The organism is Flavobacterium sp. N3904 (assembly GCF_025947305.1).
In the GTDB taxonomy this organism is placed as follows: domain Bacteria; phylum Bacteroidota; class Bacteroidia; order Flavobacteriales; family Flavobacteriaceae; genus Flavobacterium.
Genome location: NZ_CP110009.1, coordinates 911,562 through 928,418 on the forward strand (window position 1 = coordinate 911,562; position 16,857 = coordinate 928,418).

At 36.2% G+C, this 16,857-nt stretch carries 13 protein-coding genes; 1 reads left to right on the forward strand and 12 read right to left on the reverse strand.

Annotation, left to right across the window (positions count from 1 at the left end):
• Window positions 1–261: 261 nt before the first annotated feature.
• Entirely contained in the window at window positions 262–741 is a 480-nt protein-coding gene (locus tag OLM57_RS03660; RefSeq protein WP_264565885.1) for a regulatory protein RecX, read from the forward strand.
• 198 nt (window positions 742–939) lie between these two features.
• Here the strand turns inward: OLM57_RS03660 and OLM57_RS03665 are convergent, their stop codons facing one another.
• The 12 genes from OLM57_RS03665 to glmS form a co-directional block, all read right to left on the reverse strand.
• Window positions 940–2,094 (reverse strand): beta-ketoacyl synthase N-terminal-like domain-containing protein, encoded by a 1,155-nt coding sequence (locus OLM57_RS03665; protein WP_264565886.1) that lies wholly within the window; start codon window positions 2,092–2,094, stop codon window positions 940–942.
• Between the two features lie 162 nt (window positions 2,095–2,256).
• Window positions 2,257–3,528 carry an adenosylmethionine--8-amino-7-oxononanoate transaminase gene (gene bioA / locus OLM57_RS03670; RefSeq protein WP_264565887.1) on the reverse strand — a complete coding sequence of 424 codons (1,272 nt, stop codon included), beginning with the start codon at window positions 3,526–3,528 and terminating at the stop codon, window positions 2,257–2,259.
• 116 nt (window positions 3,529–3,644) lie between these two features.
• The gene (gene bioD / locus OLM57_RS03675; protein WP_264565888.1) at window positions 3,645–4,262 is read right to left on the reverse strand and encodes a dethiobiotin synthase; all 618 of its coding nucleotides are present in this window, start codon (window positions 4,260–4,262) and stop codon (window positions 3,645–3,647) included.
• 51 nt (window positions 4,263–4,313) lie between these two features.
• Window positions 4,314–4,697: a GxxExxY protein gene (locus tag OLM57_RS03680; protein WP_264565889.1), complete on the reverse strand. Its 384-nt coding sequence runs from the start codon at window positions 4,695–4,697 to the stop codon at window positions 4,314–4,316.
• A 42-nt stretch (window positions 4,698–4,739) separates the two neighbouring features.
• Window positions 4,740–5,900 carry an aminotransferase class I/II-fold pyridoxal phosphate-dependent enzyme gene (locus OLM57_RS03685; protein WP_264565890.1) on the reverse strand — a complete coding sequence of 387 codons (1,161 nt, stop codon included), beginning with the start codon at window positions 5,898–5,900 and terminating at the stop codon, window positions 4,740–4,742.
• A 140-nt stretch (window positions 5,901–6,040) separates the two neighbouring features.
• On the reverse strand, window positions 6,041–6,775 hold the full coding sequence (locus tag OLM57_RS03690; protein ID WP_264565891.1) for a porin family protein: 735 nt from the start codon (window positions 6,773–6,775) through the stop codon (window positions 6,041–6,043).
• A gap of 64 nt (window positions 6,776–6,839) precedes the next feature.
• Window positions 6,840–7,961 (reverse strand): hypothetical protein, encoded by a 1,122-nt coding sequence (locus OLM57_RS03695; RefSeq protein WP_264565892.1) that lies wholly within the window; start codon window positions 7,959–7,961, stop codon window positions 6,840–6,842.
• A gap of 272 nt (window positions 7,962–8,233) precedes the next feature.
• Window positions 8,234–8,515, reverse strand: a complete 282-nt coding sequence (locus OLM57_RS03700) for a FoF1 ATP synthase subunit delta/epsilon (RefSeq protein WP_264565893.1) — start codon at window positions 8,513–8,515, stop codon at window positions 8,234–8,236.
• A 63-nt stretch (window positions 8,516–8,578) separates the two neighbouring features.
• Entirely contained in the window at window positions 8,579–10,090 is a 1,512-nt protein-coding gene (gene atpD / locus OLM57_RS03705) for a F0F1 ATP synthase subunit beta (RefSeq protein WP_264565894.1), read from the reverse strand.
• Window positions 10,091–10,349: 259 nt separating this feature from the next.
• Entirely contained in the window at window positions 10,350–11,843 is a 1,494-nt protein-coding gene (locus OLM57_RS03710) for an SGNH/GDSL hydrolase family protein (protein WP_264565895.1), read from the reverse strand.
• Window positions 11,844–11,879: 36 nt separating this feature from the next.
• Window positions 11,880–14,702 (reverse strand): TonB-dependent receptor, encoded by a 2,823-nt coding sequence (locus OLM57_RS03715; protein WP_264565896.1) that lies wholly within the window; start codon window positions 14,700–14,702, stop codon window positions 11,880–11,882.
• A 300-nt stretch (window positions 14,703–15,002) separates the two neighbouring features.
• Window positions 15,003–16,850 (reverse strand): glutamine--fructose-6-phosphate transaminase (isomerizing), encoded by a 1,848-nt coding sequence (gene glmS, locus OLM57_RS03720; RefSeq protein ID WP_264565897.1) that lies wholly within the window; start codon window positions 16,848–16,850, stop codon window positions 15,003–15,005.
• Window positions 16,851–16,857: the final 7 nt, after the last annotated feature.

The following is a 16,857-nucleotide window of genomic DNA, read 5'->3' on the forward strand; positions in this document are numbered from 1 at the left end:
AAACAAAAACAGGAAGTCGAAATGAAGAAGTCAATACAACCACAAAACAATTTAGTTTATAGTAAAAATTCACTGATTTAAAAGTTATTAATCTCAATCCGCGCGACAGAATACCGTACTGCAGAACTTATAAGTATCAATATATTTATAATATCTAATTTTGGATATCAAACCCGAAATACATTAAAAAAACAAGTTCACCATCCAAAAGGAATGTTCTATTTTTGCTTTAGCAAAACCAATGCAAATTGATATTTTAATATGAAAGAAGTCTATTCCCTCAAAGAAGCCAAATTAAAAATAGAGCATTTTTGCGCCTATCAGGAACGCTGTCACGAGGAAGTGGTGTCCAAATTGTGGGGCATGAAATTGGATCCTGACGAAATAGACGAAGTCATTGTGCATCTTATTGAGAATAATTTTCTCAACGAAGCACGGTTTGCCTGTAGTTTTGCCCGAGGGAAACATCGCATCAAGCATTGGGGGAAAATCCGAATTACCAACGAATTGAAAATTCGAAAAATCAATCAAACCTTGATTAATCTTGCCCTAAAAGAAATTGAACCTGAAGAATATATTACTACGTTTGAGGAACTCGCCGAAAGAAATTGGAAATCCATTACAGAAACTAATGCTCTCAAAAAACGAAAGAAATTTTGTGATTATATGCTTCGACGAGGATTTGAGAGTAATTTAATTTATGATAAAGTACGGCAATTAGAGAATGAAAACTCAGATTAAAAAGGATTCTTTTCGCAAAGATTCACAAAGAAAAAATATGAAGAAACGCAAAAAAATTTTTGAGTTAATATAACAAAAACCTAAAACTTTCAAAAACTCTTGGCGAAACTCTGTGAAACCTTTGTGTGACTTAGCGAAATAATCTACCTTGTGTTCCTCTGCGAAACCTTAGCGAATCTTTGCGAAATAGCGCACCTTTTACAAACTCAAAAGTACACTCACCGCATTCCCTCCAAAACCAACTGCATTGACCAAAACTTTCTTTATTGGCTTCGTTTGTTTTTGCGCTTCCGCAAAAGGCACTCCAATGAATTGATCGTGTTGCATCATCAAAATAGCCATTTCCATACTTAAAATGCCCGAAGCGCCAAAAGTATGCCCAATTTTCCATTTATTAGTAGTCAACAAAGGCAGGCTTTCACCAAAGACTTTTCCGATTGCTTTATACTCCGTCAAATCCCCTTTTATCGTTCCAGGCGCGTGCATAACGATAGCATCCACTTCAGATATATCTATATTTTGCAAAGCCATTTTCATCGATTTCTGAAAACAAGTTGCTTCTGCCGAAATCGAAATATTGTGTTCCAAAATCTCTGTCGCATACCCGATGCCTTCAATGTAAGCAACAGCATTTTCTTTTTTCCCGATTTCAAGACAACATACACCTGCCCCTTCTCCCAAAATCATTGTGTTTTGCTTTTTATTCAAATCCAAAGCTCTATTGGGGTATTGTTCTTCGCTTTTGGAGTAGATTTTCAAGGCACGCATTTGTCCAATCGTAAAATCGGTCAAAGGCGCTTCACTTCCGCCAACCAAAAATTTATCGGCCATACCCGCTCTCAACCATGCCACACCATTCAGTACTGCATGCAAAGCGGTGGAACACGTGATGGAATGTGAAATTTCAGGCCCTGTACTTTGCAAATCATGTGCCACCCAAGAAGAAATATTTCCCAAAGTTGTGGTAGGGGACGCCAAAGTTTGTGCTTTGCCCGTTTCCAGATATTCCTGAAAATGCTTTTCGAATAAGTCTGTTGCACCACGGGAAGAACCAATGTTGATTCCAAATTCATCTCCTTTTGCCCAACCCGCTTTTTCGGTAGCTTTGCGGGAAGCTACCATTGCAAAAAGAACAGATTTATCTAATGCTTTATATTTAATATCAGATTGTTGTAATGCATTAACTTCCTCCATCGAATCATCATCAAGTACAGCAACGACTGTGTTTTGATGATCCAAAAATTGTGTTGTGAAACAAGGATTTTCTGAAAGGTAATTTTCCCAAATCGACTCGGATGAATTTCCTAATGGCGAAATGGAAGCTATGGCTGTTATGGAGATAATTTGTGACAAAATATTCAATTCTGGTTTAACCGCAAAGGTCGCAAAGTTTTACGCAAAGTTGGCAACGGATTATAAATTTATCACAACAGAAAGAAACAAATTGTTACAATTATAAATTCAACACATTTTGTGATTCGTCGCGACAACTTCGTACATCTTTTGGAAATAACTTTACGCTATTTCCAAAGCACTTTCGACTACTTCATACACTTTTTGCAATTGTGCATCAGTAATTACATAAGGAGGTAAAATGTAAACAATATTCCCAACAGGACGTAAAATCACTCCATTTTCGATAAAAAAATCATAGAGTCTGTTGCGCAGCGACCCGTAATAACTTGCCGCTGTTTCTGTTTTTATTTCCAGTGCAAAAATAACGCCTAGTACTCGAGTTGCTGTAACCATTGAATGATTTTCGACTCGTTTTTTAAATTCCAAATGACTTTTGTTGATTCGGACTAAATTATTTTGCATTTCGGCAGTTTCCAACAAAGTCAAACTAGCCAAAGCTGCGGCACAACCCGTAGGATTTGCAGTAAACGTATGACCGTGAAAAAGTGCTTTATTGATATCATCATCATAAAATGCATCAAAAAGACCCTGAGTAAAGGTCGTTATCGCCATCGGAATGGTTCCTCCCGTAAGCGCTTTCGACAAACACATCATATCTGGTTTTTGTTCCAAATAATCACAAGCAAATGTTTTACCCGTTTTCCCAAAGCCTGTCATCACTTCATCAGCGATGGTCAATACATTATTATCTTGACAAATTTGAAGTAATTGATCCAATGCATCAGGTTCATACATCACCATTCCCGCTGCCCCTTGTACCAAGGGTTCAAATATAAAACCGGCGCAATTATTGTTTTTAATTACTTCTTTCAAAACATCAAAACTAGCCTCCTCCTGCCCTTTCACCGGAACCGGAATCCGAACCACATCAATAAACATTCCTTGAAAGGCTTGCGTATAAAATGATATTCCACTGGCGGCCATAGCGGCAAAAGTATCACCGTGAAAAGCATTTTCGAAAGCAATAACAGTCGTTCTTTTTTCTCCTTTATTATAAAAATATTGTAAAGCTACTTTGATTGCCACTTCTACGGAAGTCGATCCATTATCCGAGAAAAAAACTTTTTTTTGATTCTCTGGCAAAATTGCCATTAGCCTTTCGGCCAAAATAATGGCCGGTTCATGTGTAAATCCACCAAAGAGAACATGCTCCAATGTGGTCAACTGTTTGTAAATCGCATCGGCAATAAATTTATTGGAATGTCCAAAAGGATTGACCCACCAAGAGGCGATGGCATCGATGTATTCTTTTTGGTTTTCATCCCAAAGTAAAGCGCCCTCTCCCTTGACAATCGCAATAGGAAGTGCTGCAGTTTTGTGCTGTGTATAAGGATGCCAAAGATGTTGGCTGTCTCTTTCGATTAAATTCATTTTACAAAGATAAAAGAAGAAAGAACCAAGAAAAAGAGTTTCGATAAATTTAATAACAATCTTGTCTTGCTTCCTGTTTCTTGCTTCTTATTTGTTATCTCTATCTTCTTTGAACTTTACAAATTCAATAGTTTATCCCGGAACAAATCCGCATATTCTTTGATTACATTTTGGTCAAAATACGGTTCTTGTTCAATTCTACCAATGCATTTAACACCTGTTTTCTTCAAAATAATGCTTTCGGTAGATTTGTTTTCTTCTCCCGAAAAGATTATTCCTCCAATCGTAATTTTACGATTAAGCAAAGATTCGATGGTTAGTAGCGTATGATTGATGCTTCCCAAATAATGTCTGGAGACTACAATCACTTTATAATCGGGTTGGATCAAATCAATAACACAATCTGAATCATTCACAGGGACAAAAACGCCTCCCGCACCTTCTATAACAAGGTGATTATTCGTTTCGGGCGCTATTATTTTTTCTAAATCAATAATAACACCATCAATTTCTGCTGCAAGATGCGGACTTGCAGGAGTATTTAGCAAATAGCTATTCGGGTGAATTACTGTTTTATCATTAGAGACCAGCAATTTGATTTTATGACTGTCTGAATTGTCAACATCGCCCGCTTGAATCGGTTTCCAGTAATCAGCTTCTAAGGCTTCGACAATAATGGCGGAGGCAATTGTTTTGCCTACATCGGTAGATATTCCTGTAACAAATAGTTTCATGTTTTGGCCCACGGATAAAACCGATTAAACGGATTATCACTGATTTTAAAATTACTTCTTATTGTTTGTATATATAATACGTTTGAATTCTGGTTCTTCTCCAAAATTTAAGACTAATCCGACTTCGATTTCTGTTGCTTTCAAATAATTCATTAATTGAGCCACGTGAACATTCATAAGCAACTCACAAGCTTTAAGTTCAACAATGACTTTATCTTCAACTAATAAATCTGCATAATATTCACCAACTAATTGATTCTTAAAATAAACTTTTATTTGTTTTTGAGCTTCAACTTTATAGCCCAGAGATTTTAGTTCAAAATACATCGCATTTTGATATACTTTCTCTAGAAAACCATAACCAAGTTGATTATAAACAGCATAATATGCTTTCAAAATTGAATCAGTAACATTTTTATAAAGTAGGTTCGTCATAATAAATCTGCGTCAATCAGTTAAGTCAGTGTTATCTGTGGGCTAATATACAAAGCTACTCAACAACGTCAATACTTTGGTAATATCTTCTTTAGTATTATAGCTGTGAATGCAAAAACGCAAACGTTCCTGCCCTTCGGGAACAGTTGGTGATAGTATGGCTTTTACATCAAAACCATTTTGTTGCAAGGCATTGGCAATACTTTTTACTTTTTCGTTGCCCGGAATAATGACACTTTGGATAGCCGATTTACTGCGAACGAAAAGTGGACTTAAATACAACATCTTTTTCACCTGATTAAAAAAAACAATATTCTCCCGAAGTGATTCGAGTGCAATTTTATCTTTTTCTAAATGGTGGTAACCCATTAAAATAGTTGCTACCGAATGCGGTGAAAGTCCTGTAGTATAAATAAAACTTCGGGCGAAATTAACGAGATACGACTTTAACTCATTCGACCCCAAAATAACTGCGCCATGGCACCCTAAGCCTTTGCCAAAAGTCATAACTCGGGCAAAAATTTTATCCTGTAATTGCAAATGTTGTATCAATCCTTCTCCTTTTCCTCCAAAAACTCCCAAAGCATGGGCTTCGTCAACCACTAAATAGCAGTTATGCTTTTCGGAAACAGCGACCAATTCTTCCATATTTGGACAATCACCATCCATAGAGAAAACCGATTCGGTTACGATATAAATTTCGTTAAGCAAAGTACTTCGACTGCGCTCGGCATAACAACGTTGGATTAAAAGCTCCAAGTCCTCAAAATCATTGTGTTTGAATTTATAGGACTTGGCATTCGACAACTGGATTCCGTCCCGAATAGAAGCATGACACAATTCATCATACAAAATCAAATCGCCTTTATGGGGAACCGAACTAAAAAAACCCACATTGGCATCATAACCCGAATTAAACAGCAAAGCTGATTCCGCCTGATGAAACTGGGCAATATAATTTTCGGTTTCAGTATATAAAATGTGGTTACCAGAGATTAGCCGCGATCCAGTGGCGCCATTTCTTTTTATATTATAATCCAATAAAAATTGATGGGTGGCATTAAAAATCGCTTCCGATTTTGAAAAACCAATATAATCATTCGAAGAAAAATCAATTAAATCATTGGGCTGAGGAAGAATGCGCAATGATTTATTTTGTCTTCGGGTCTCGAGTTTATCGCTAAGATTTTTTGGGAAATTCATAAAAGCAAAGTTATTAAAATGAACTTAACTTTTGCACGAATACTGTTTTTTAGCCCAGATTAAAACGGCATCCTACGCTTTTGGGCTAGAATCTAATATACAGTTAGATGATTTCCTGAAATAATTGTTGCTGAATGTTGCTATTTCTCTTCTCCAGCTTTCTTTTCCGCGGCTATTCTGGCTGCTTTCCCTTTGCCAATAGGAATTCCGGCTGTTATATAGAAAGAACGATTGAATTGATTTGGACTAGAATCTCCTTTCAATACTGGCACCAAACCATAGTAATATTGAATACCCAGATTCATTCCGTTTCCACCAGTCAATCGATACCCGGCTCCCACTGCTAAACCCGCATCGATAACATGAATCTGATCCCGGATATTGTTTTTGTATTCTACATCTTCACCATTATAATCATTTTTGAATTCATCATAAGCTTTGGACAATAAACCCAATTGGGTGCCGGCTTTTACATAAATATTATTGTCGAATTTATACTTTATCAAAATGGGGACATTAAAATATTTTATCGTTCGGTCTACGTAACCTCCTGCAAAAACATTGTCTAAATTTTCATTGTTTAAAGAATAGACAGCCAAACCATCAGCTCCCATAGTCGATTTTACAATAACCCCAGTATTTACCATCCATTTGGGATTTTTTAGATTGAAATCGAAATAAAACCCTAAATTAAAGTCAGTGGCATATTTGGCATCCTCTAGATTGGAAATCGTCGAAAAATTAGCTCCTCCCTCCAACCCAAATTCAAGGTTAGGAGAATTCAACTTATCTCCAAAAATGAGCGATAACAACACTTGAGAATGAGCAGACTGAAAACTAAAACATAGTGCGATAAAAAGTAGAATTTTTTTCATGTGCTGTTCATTGATTTTTATCAAACCAAAAAAATCATTTATAATTAACTATTCTTTTTAAAATCTATAATCCAAAACGATACTGAAGACTGGTCATAAACTGAGTCCTAGTTCCCAGAAAACCAACCTCGGCTCTTAACATAATATGTCTATTGTATTGATATTGGGATCCTATAATGAAGTTCCACATTTCGGTTTGCTTTTTTTCCAGTGAATATTGAACTGTTGAACTTCCCACCGTACTCAACGCCCCATCTACAGCATTCAATAAATTTCCGGCTGTTTCAAGTGCTCTATTTGCTGTTTCATATTTGGCTTTATTTGCAGGATTGGCTTTTTGGGCATTCGATAGACCATTCCACCAATCATCAACTTTAACCTGAGTATCCGCTACTTTTTGAATTCCGTTATCCACTTTTTCTTGTGCATCATTTGGAGGCACCACCTCTGAAAATGGCAGAGAGCCTGTGGTTTCATTATTCAAATGTACTCTAAAAGCTCCGACCCAAACTGCAATATTGCTTTCCGGTTTTCTGAATTTAAATGTTTTTCCCAATCTCGGCCCAAACACAAAAGCAACAGCCGGTTTTTCCAATGCATCCGAATCGGACCAAGACATATTCATATCCAAAGCCAGCCAGCCGCCACCAATACCAATTGTAGGGGTAAGACCCAATCCAAAGGTGGTAACATCAAAATTAGCTTTGGTTTTGAAACTCATGAGTTCTGACCAGTTATTTTCGGCATCAGGAATCCATATTCCAGCATCTATTGCTGTAGAAGCTTTTCCTTTACCAAAAATACCGTACACATTTAAAAACGGAAACAGCCAAATGTCTGGCCTGATATTGACAGCGTTTGCCGTTGCCACTGCACTATTAAAACGTATAATTTGATCCAAGTTATATTGCGGTCCGTTGTTAAAACCTACCTCCAGATTACTAATCGTTAAGTCGGATTCTTGCCAAAAGTAATTTACAGAAACCCCAGCAGAATAGGGCAATTGATATCCTTTTTTAGTTGCTTTTTCGCCCCAGATTGGCAATGTATAAGGATAGGGCTTTTCTTTAATGCTATCCAATAGTGCTATGTTTTTTTTTCCAACTATTTTATCACTGTATACTTGACCAAACAATGTGGAACTGAATATTAAAAAAAGAAGTGATGGGATTATAAAGGTCTTCATAGCAATTACTTTTAATTTAAACTAATGAACATCAATCGATAACAAAAATAGGGAATAATAAAAACAAAGGAGAATAATCCCAAAAAAAAGTACCTATTTAAATGAAGAATTTAACACTCCTAATTTTAAGAAAACAAGAGGAAGAATAGAAATAGCAACTGAACTTTAATGATAAAATAGTTTAGAAAAAGCACTTAAACATCCCTTTCATTTTTACCCATAAAAAAAATGCCCAACTTTCGTTAGGCATTTTTATTTAAAACGGAATTGTCTTAATCTGCTAAAACAATAACTTTATTGTCTTTTAACTCAAGAGTACCAGAGGCAATTTCTAAAGTATAATTTTGATCATTTACTTTGGTAAACAAACTGGCAGTTTCTTCGTTTAAATCGAAACTTGGAGCAGTAATATTAACCGTTCCTTTCTGTAACAATGAAACTATTGGCGCGTGGTTATTCAACATTTGAAAACGACCGTCAACTCCTGGAACAGAAATAGAAGTTATTTCTCCTGAAAATAATTTCGCTTCTGGTGATACTATTTCTAATAACATATTTTTTTTGTTATGAGTTATGAGTTATAAGTAAAACTGAATACTGATAACTGCCAACTGATTTTAAGCTTCTGCCAACATTTTTTCTCCAGCCTCGATAGCTTCTTCAATAGTACCTTTAAGGTTGAAAGCTGATTCTGGCAAGTGATCTAATTCACCGTCAATAATCATATTAAATCCTTTGATAGTATCTTTGATGTCTACTAAAACTCCTTTCAATCCAGTAAATTGCTCAGCAACGTGGAAAGGTTGAGACAAGAAACGTTGTACACGTCTAGCTCTTGAAACCGCTAATTTATCATCTTCAGATAACTCTTCCATACCTAGAATCGCAATGATATCTTGCAATTGTTTGTATTTTTGAAGAATTTCTTTTACTCTTTGTGCACAGTCATAATGTTCTGCACCGATAATATGAGGAGCTAAAATTCTTGAAGTAGAATCCAAAGGATCCACTGCAGGATAGATACCTAACTCAGCAATTTTACGAGACAATACAGTAGTAGCATCAAGGTGAGCAAATGTTGTTGCTGGTGCCGGGTCAGTTAAGTCATCCGCAGGAACGTAAACCGCTTGTACAGATGTAATAGAACCTTTGTTTGTTGATGTAATACGTTCTTGCATCGCTCCCATTTCAGTAGCCAATGTTGGTTGGTAACCTACCGCAGATGGCATACGACCTAAAAGAGCCGAAACCTCAGAACCTGCTTGTGTAAAACGGAAGATATTATCAACAAAGAACAATACATCTTTTCCTTGATCAGAACCTGCACCATCACGAAAATATTCTGCAATGGACAATCCTGAAAGTGCCACACGAGCACGAGCTCCTGGAGGCTCATTCATTTGTCCGAAAACGAAAGTAGCTTTAGACTCTCTCATTCCTGGCATATCCACTTTAGACAAATCCCATCCTCCATTTTCCATAGAGTGCATGAATTCATCACCGTATTTTATAATTCCTGACTCCAACATCTCACGAAGTAAGTCATTCCCTTCACGTGTTCTTTCCCCTACTCCTGCGAATACTGAAAGTCCTCCGTGACCTTTTGCTATATTGTTAATCAACTCCTGGATCAAAACTGTTTTACCTACTCCAGCACCACCAAACAATCCAATTTTACCCCCTTTTGAGTAAGGCTCAATCAAATCGATTACTTTAATACCTGTAAATAAAACTTCAGAAGATGTAGATAAATCTTCGAATTTCGGAGCTTGTTTGTGAATTGAAGTTCCGTTTTCACCTGTTTTTGGCAAAGCCGGCAAACCGTCAATAGCATCACCAATTACGTTAAACAAACGACCGTAAACATCGGCGCCGATTGGCATTTGGATAGGATTCCCTGTTCCAACTACTTCATAACCTCTACTCAAACCATCTGTTGAATCCATCGAAATGGTACGAACAGTGTTTTCACCAATGTGAGATTGTACTTCTAGAACTAATAACGTTCCGTCTTTTTTTGTGATTTCTAATGAATCATAAATTTTCGGAAGTTCAACATCTTTTCCGTTGAAAACTACATCGACTACTGGTCCAATGATTTGGGCAACTTTTCCTATTACTTTTGACATTACTTATGTGTTTATTAAATAGCTATTTAGGTTTATGAAATACAGCCCATCGAAATAGCTCGAATGGATACTTTTTTCAGAGTGCAAAGATAATTTTTTAAAATATAAAATCAATAATTTTTTTTATAAAATACACTAATTTTTTATTGTATTGATTATGAAGCCCATTTAAACTAATAAAAGACACTTATACACCTCCAAAAACCAAAAAACCACCATGTTACAAACGGGCGGTTTTTTGATTCTAAGAAAATTTTATTTATTGAATTGTCGCCGGGTACTGAATTGGGTATTGCCCCAAATCTACTGTTCTTAACGTAGCATCAAATTTTGCATTAATTGCATTCACGAAAAGATTAGCGATATAGGCATATCCTCTTGCGCTTGGATGAACTCCATCCAATGAAAAAGCACCACCAGTTACATAAGAAGAGGTCATCTGATAATTTCCAAAACTTATTCCGGTTGTAGACAATTGCGTCATGGCCGCTTTTGTATCCACAAATGCCAAACCTTTAGAAGTAGCAATTGCTTCAATTGCTTTATTATAAGCATCAGTTGCCACTTGAACCTCTTTAACTTCGTCTTTAGAAAGAACCCATTGATCTGCCAAAGGAACAGACACACCATTCACTTTTGTCGGATCTCCTCCAACAGGAGTTCCTATGAAATTTTTAGCTGTTAAAACTACCAAATCCTCTTTGGTTGCCTGTCTGTAAGAAGGAACTCCGTATGCTGATAAATTAGTCAAATAACTATCTACTATAACAACTGCATTACTCCCCGCTACAAATTTAATTGTTCTTCGAGCAGCCTCTTCGGCTGTAATTGCATTATAAGGATCTTTCGTCATTGCTTGCAAACCGGCATTGTATTGAGCATATCCCGCATTTAACTGAGCTGCTTTTGTAGCATCCAAAGCGACAGGATTAAACGGTACAGTCTTAAAATAAGGTAAAGTGGTCACGTAAGGCAAATTGGCAACAACGCCTTTTGCTCCGTTTGCAGTTAAATTTGTTGTCAAAGCTGTATATACATTAGCAAAAACCGTTGGGTCTGTAATGTCATTTGAACCATACGTGGAAGGATCTAAATTCCCTTTCTGATCCACTCCAATTCCCCCAGAAGTTGCATAGGACAAAACATCATTTCCTCCAATAAACAAAGAAAAGAAGGTTGGACTTTGTACCAAGGCATCTGCCAAAACCGAAGCAGTTCCGGAAGAAGCAAAGCGAGCATAATATGGATTTGCCTTCCCAGAAGCCACTCCTGCTACATTTCCATATCCTTGAGCAAGCAAATGAAAACTTTTTGCCCCTGGAACGCCTAAATTATTGAAAGGTCCGGTTAAATGATTGGTAACTTCAGTAGTTGGAGTGCCAGGAATAGAGCCAATAATTGGAGTTCCACTAGGCGTAAATCCAAGAATAGCAAATCTGCTACCAGCAATTACATTTCCGCCAAGCAAAAGTCCGCCAATATTATCCGCCATTAAAGGCGTTGTAATTGCCGTCCCCCCAGCTGGCGCAAATTGTTGGGCCAATATATTTACATACGATCCCTCTTGTCCTGTTTTAAACAAAGCGCCATCGCTATAACCCGCTGCAAAAGAATCTCCTAATGCCACATATTTTGTAAAAGTCGCCGTTCCCGGAGTAATTGGAATTTCTACTGGTGCCGAATCTTCATTATCGTTATTACAGGCAACAAAGGTTAAGGAAACCAATAGTAGCCATTTGAAATTTTTTATCATAACTATATATTTTTAAATTATTGTCTTTTTATTTAATCAAGGATTAATAGTCCAATTTATAAACCATTGATTTCCTATGCTTCCAGCTCCAACAACCTGAACATATTCTTTACCAAATAAATTGGCAGCACCAAGTTTAACCACAGATTTTAATTTTGGAATTCCATAATTGATTTGGGCATCAAAAACAGTCATTTCTGGAACTACACCATCTGCAAAAGTAGATTGGTAAACATAAGCCGTATTCCATCTTACATTCACATTAAATCCAAAATTATTAAACAAATTAGAATTACCAATGGATGCTTTTACAGCATGTTTTGGCGTATTAAATCCTGGAACGAAAGCTGGATCTTCTGCTTGGTCAAAAGAAAATTGCGAATAATTATAATTGGCTCCTAATTCAAAATTTTGATATACTTTTTTATTCAATCCAATTCCATACCCTAAAGAAGTAATTTGCGCTGTAGTATTAGTATATACTTGATAAATTCTTCTGTCACCATAACCTAAGGCTGCAATAGCTAGTAATGATTCAGGGCTGCCAAGTGGTGCATTTACATTTCCATAATACGGGCTTGCAACTCTAGCAGTACTCAAGAAATTGTCATACTGATTGTAATATACATTCAAATCTACCGTCATATCTTTCAACACCACACCACGATATCCAACCTCATAAGAGTGAACTTCTTCGGGCTTAACCAATCCTACATTTGCAGCTACTAATAATTCTGCAGCAGCTAGAGGTTTTAATGGATCTGCTGCCAAAGCTGCTCCAAATGCCTGAACAGAAACTAATGTGTATGAATTATCATATGCTTGTACTCCAGTCATAACCTTAGTAGCTGGTTGATTTAAATTTGACTGTGCGGCTAAACTCACTGGTCGAATTTCAGAATAACGAGTTAGATTTTCAGGAGCAGAACCAATCAATGCCAATGCTCCAACGTCAAGACCAATGTATTGATCTTGCGTTGTTGGATTTCTAAAACCTGTTTGAAATGAAGCTCTGAAATTATTATTGTTATTCGCTCCAGTAGTATAAACCATAGACAAGCGAGGAGAAACATTCCCGTCAAAATTTAGACTCTTGTCATAACGCAGCGATGCTACAAAATTCAATTTTTCATTTAAGAATTTTTTACCAAATTGCCCATACATGCCATATTCATTATAACTGATTGGCGCATCATAATCTGTAAAAATAGTCCCTTCTGAATTCAATTCGTATTGTCTAACCGAACCACCCACTTGAATATTGGCAAATTTGGTCATTTCGTTAAAATTATAATTGGCTTCACCGTTATAAATTTTAGAATGATCAATAAACTTAGCACCTTTGGTCAAATCAGATTCAGATTTTACCGCAGTCAATGCATTATTGAACTCTGGTGTACCAGGTAAAAATCTAGCTTGTCCTGTTGGCGTAGGAAGGAAAGGCAAACCTGCCGGTTTGATATTATAATCAGCATAATTTCTGGCATTAGCTGCAGATTCAGTTGCATTTGTTCCTAGAACTGCACCAGACAATTGATAGGCTGTTGCGTAATTTGTAAACCACTCTACATCGGTTTTGGCTGCTCTTAAAACGTTCCAGCCTGCAAATTGCATATTATAAGAATTGGCAGCATCCTCAGAAGTCATAAATCCTCTTACAAAAAAGCTTTTCCCTTTTACTTCTAATTTGGTCTGACTCATGAAGAAATCATTCAATGAATATCTATTTGAACCTTGATAAATTGTAGTTCCTAGACCTAATTTATATTCGAAATTGAATTCAACATCATTATCCCAAGGTCTGTAAAACAAAGAGAAATCTGCTTTCATATTGTGTACCTTATTGTCATTTAAGTCTTGATCCAAATATCCGGTTCTACTCACTTGGCCTACATTTGAAATAAATGTGGTAATCTCATCTCCATAAACGTTCATCCCGTTATAGTTTGGATTGTTTGCGTGACCAATAGAACCACCAGTCAAACTGGTTAAATCATCCGCAATCCATTCAGAAGCTTGCATATAGGTCAAATTGGCTTTGGCTGCAAAGTGTTTGTCAAATGCTTTAGCCAAACGAATTCCAAAATCATATACGTTGTTTGTTCCTGCAGCTTTTTGTGTTGTCTGTCCGTATTTAAAATAAGTACTTACTCCTTCATATTTAAAAGGACTTTTACTGTTCATAAACAAAATACCATTAAATGCATTAGCTCCATAAAGTGCAGACGAAGCACCTGGCATCATTTCCACAGAAGCGATATCAATATCATTTAGACCTACTAAATTCCCTAAAGGAAAATTAAGTGCTGGTGATGAGTTATCCATTCCGTCGACAATTTGCATAAAACGCGTATTTCCGACAGCTGCAAACCCTCTGGCATTTATGGATTTAAAAGACATACTACTGGAATTTAATTGCACATCTTTCAAATTGTCCAATCCATCATAAACTGTGGGAGATGTGTTGCTCTTAATTTGCTGAATCCCAACTCTTTCAATTGTAACAGGAGATTGCATAATTCTTTCTGGAGTTCTTGAAGCAGAAACAACTATTTCATTTAGTTTCGTTTCTTCAGAATTAAGTTTTACTCTTATTTTTTCACCAACAGATTCTACGCTCACTTTTGTGGCTGTGAATCCAATAGCATTAACATTTAGAATAAAAGGGGGCTTTACAGATGTGCTTATCATAAAAGATCCATCAAAATCAGAAACCGCACTTTGGGTTCCTCCATTAATTTTAATGCTAGCACCTGCTATGGGTTGATTTTCAGAATCGGTAACAACTCCGGAAACAGTATTTTGGGCAAATGTAATGCCGCAAAAGAACAATGTTACTAAAAGTAAATACAATCTCATTTGGTAGAATTTTGTTGGTTAGTGGTGCCAAATTACATATATTTTTTAATTATCAACAATAAAATACAAAAAATTTATAATAATAATTAATAAAAAAGGTTATAATATAACAATTCTATATTTATTAAAATTACATTATTACTAATAAATTAATGACTTATTCGCAATAAATAGTATGCATACATAGCAATTTCGTTTAAATTTTAAATTAATCTCAAAATTACAACGATTTCGTAAAATTGCAAAAGCATAAAAAAAGCGAGAAATAGTTCTCGCTTTTTAAAAAAAAATATAAATTATTTATTCAACAGTAACCGATTTTGCTAAATTTCTGGGCTGATCAACATTACAACCTCTCATTACAGCTATATGATAAGACAATAGTTGTAAAGGTATTGTGGTAATTAAAGGAGACAATGCATCTGAAGTCTCAGGTATTTCAATTACATAATCTGCAAGATCACGAACTTGAGTATCCCCTTTGGTAACAACAGCAATAATTTTTCCACTTCTTGATTTAATTTCCTGAATATTACTTACAATTTTATCGTAATGACCTTGTTTTGGCGCAATAACAACAACTGGCATTTGCTCATCAATTAAAGCAATAGGGCCGTGCTTCATTTCGGCTGCTGGATACCCTTCTGCATGAATATAGGATATCTCTTTAAGTTTCAAGGCTCCCTCAAGTGCCACTGGAAAATTATATCCGCGCCCCAAATACAAACAATTTGGCGCATCTTTAAATGCTGCTGCAATTTCTTTGGCTTTATCATTGGTTTCCAAAGCTTCTTTCACTTTCTCTGGAATTATTTCCAATTCTTGCAAATACATATGAAAATCAGACTTGGATAATGTTCCTTTGGCTTGAGCCAAACGAAGTGCAATCATAGTCAACACAGTAATTTGAGTTGTAAATGCTTTGGTAGATGCTACACCAATTTCTGGTCCCGCATGGGTATAAGCTCCTGCATGGGATTCTCTAGAAATAGAAGATCCTACAACATTGCAAACCCCGAAAACAAAAGCCCCATGTTCCTTGGCCAATTTTATGGCTGCCATAGTATCGGCCGTTTCTCCAGATTGAGAAATGGCAATTACAACATCTTTACTGTTTATAATTGGATTTCTGTATCTAAATTCAGAAGCGTACTCCACTTCAACAGAAATTCTGGCAAATTCCTCAAAAACATATTCGGCAACCAAACCTGCATGCCACGAAGTTCCGCAAGCTACAATTATAATACGATCTGCATTTAAGAATTTTTCTAAATTATCTTCAACACCTGCCATTTGGATAATTCCTTCATTTGCATGAAGTCTTCCTCTGTACGTGTCTTTTATTACATTAGGTTGTTCGTAGATTTCTTTCAACATAAAGTGGTCGTATCCTCCTTTTTCAATTTGCTCCAAATTCATTTGAAGTTCTTGAATATAGGGATCTACAATGGAATCGTCTTTTATTTTTCGTACTTTCATAGGTTTATGCAACCTAATATTTGCCATTTCTCCATCTTCAAGATAAATAGCATTCGATGTATATTCTATAAATGGGGATGCATCTGAGGCAATAAAATACTCCCCTTCGCCAACTCCTATTGCTAAAGGACTCCCTAAACGAGCAGCTACAATTTCGTTTGGATTTTTTTTATCGAAAACAGCAATTGCATAAGCTCCTACCACCTGATTTAAGGCAACTTGTACCGCTTTTCCTAATTTTAAATTTTCCTTTTTTTGAATTTCTTCAATAAGATTTACCAATACTTCTGAGTCAGTATCAGAATTGAATATGTATCCTCTTTTTATTAATTCAACTTTTAAAGGGGCATAGTTCTCAATAATTCCGTTGTGGATTATTGCCAGATCGCCAGAATTTGAAAGATGTGGATGTGAATTCACGTCATTTGGGACACCGTGAGTTGCCCAACGTGTATGACCAATACCTATAGTCCCGTTTGTGGTAATTTCTGCGGCAGCTTTCAATTCAAGATCAGAAACTTTTCCTTTTGTTTTAGACAACTTTATAGCTTCTCCGTCATATAGCATAACCCCTGCGCTATCGTATCCTCTATATTCTAACCTTTTTAATCCTTTTATAATAATAGGATATGCTTCTCTATAACCAATGTATCCAACAATTCCACACATAGTTTTT

Bases quoted from the DNA above. Each gene is read 5' to 3' on its own strand.
- OLM57_RS03660 (WP_264565885.1), top strand. From the start codon at position 262: ATGAAAGAAGTCTATTCCCTCAAAGAAGCCAAATTAAAAATAGAGCAT.
- bioA (WP_264565887.1), bottom strand. From the start codon at position 3,528: ATGAATTTAATCGAAAGAGACAGCCAACATCTTTGGCATCCTTATACA.
- bioD (WP_264565888.1), bottom strand. From the start codon at position 4,262: ATGAAACTATTTGTTACAGGAATATCTACCGATGTAGGCAAAACAATT.
- OLM57_RS03680 (WP_264565889.1), bottom strand. From the start codon at position 4,697: ATGACGAACCTACTTTATAAAAATGTTACTGATTCAATTTTGAAAGCA.
- OLM57_RS03685 (WP_264565890.1), bottom strand. From the start codon at position 5,900: ATGAATTTCCCAAAAAATCTTAGCGATAAACTCGAGACCCGAAGACAA.
- OLM57_RS03690 (WP_264565891.1), bottom strand. From the start codon at position 6,775: ATGAAAAAAATTCTACTTTTTATCGCACTATGTTTTAGTTTTCAGTCT.
- OLM57_RS03695 (WP_264565892.1), bottom strand. From the start codon at position 7,961: ATGAAGACCTTTATAATCCCATCACTTCTTTTTTTAATATTCAGTTCC.
- OLM57_RS03700 (WP_264565893.1), bottom strand. From the start codon at position 8,515: ATGTTATTAGAAATAGTATCACCAGAAGCGAAATTATTTTCAGGAGAA.
- atpD (WP_264565894.1), bottom strand. From the start codon at position 10,090: ATGTCAAAAGTAATAGGAAAAGTTGCCCAAATCATTGGACCAGTAGTC.
- OLM57_RS03710 (WP_264565895.1), bottom strand. From the start codon at position 11,843: ATGATAAAAAATTTCAAATGGCTACTATTGGTTTCCTTAACCTTTGTT.
- OLM57_RS03715 (WP_264565896.1), bottom strand. From the start codon at position 14,702: ATGAGATTGTATTTACTTTTAGTAACATTGTTCTTTTGCGGCATTACA.
- glmS (WP_264565897.1), bottom strand. From the start codon at position 16,850: ATGTGTGGAATTGTTGGATACATTGGTTATAGAGAAGCATATCCTATT.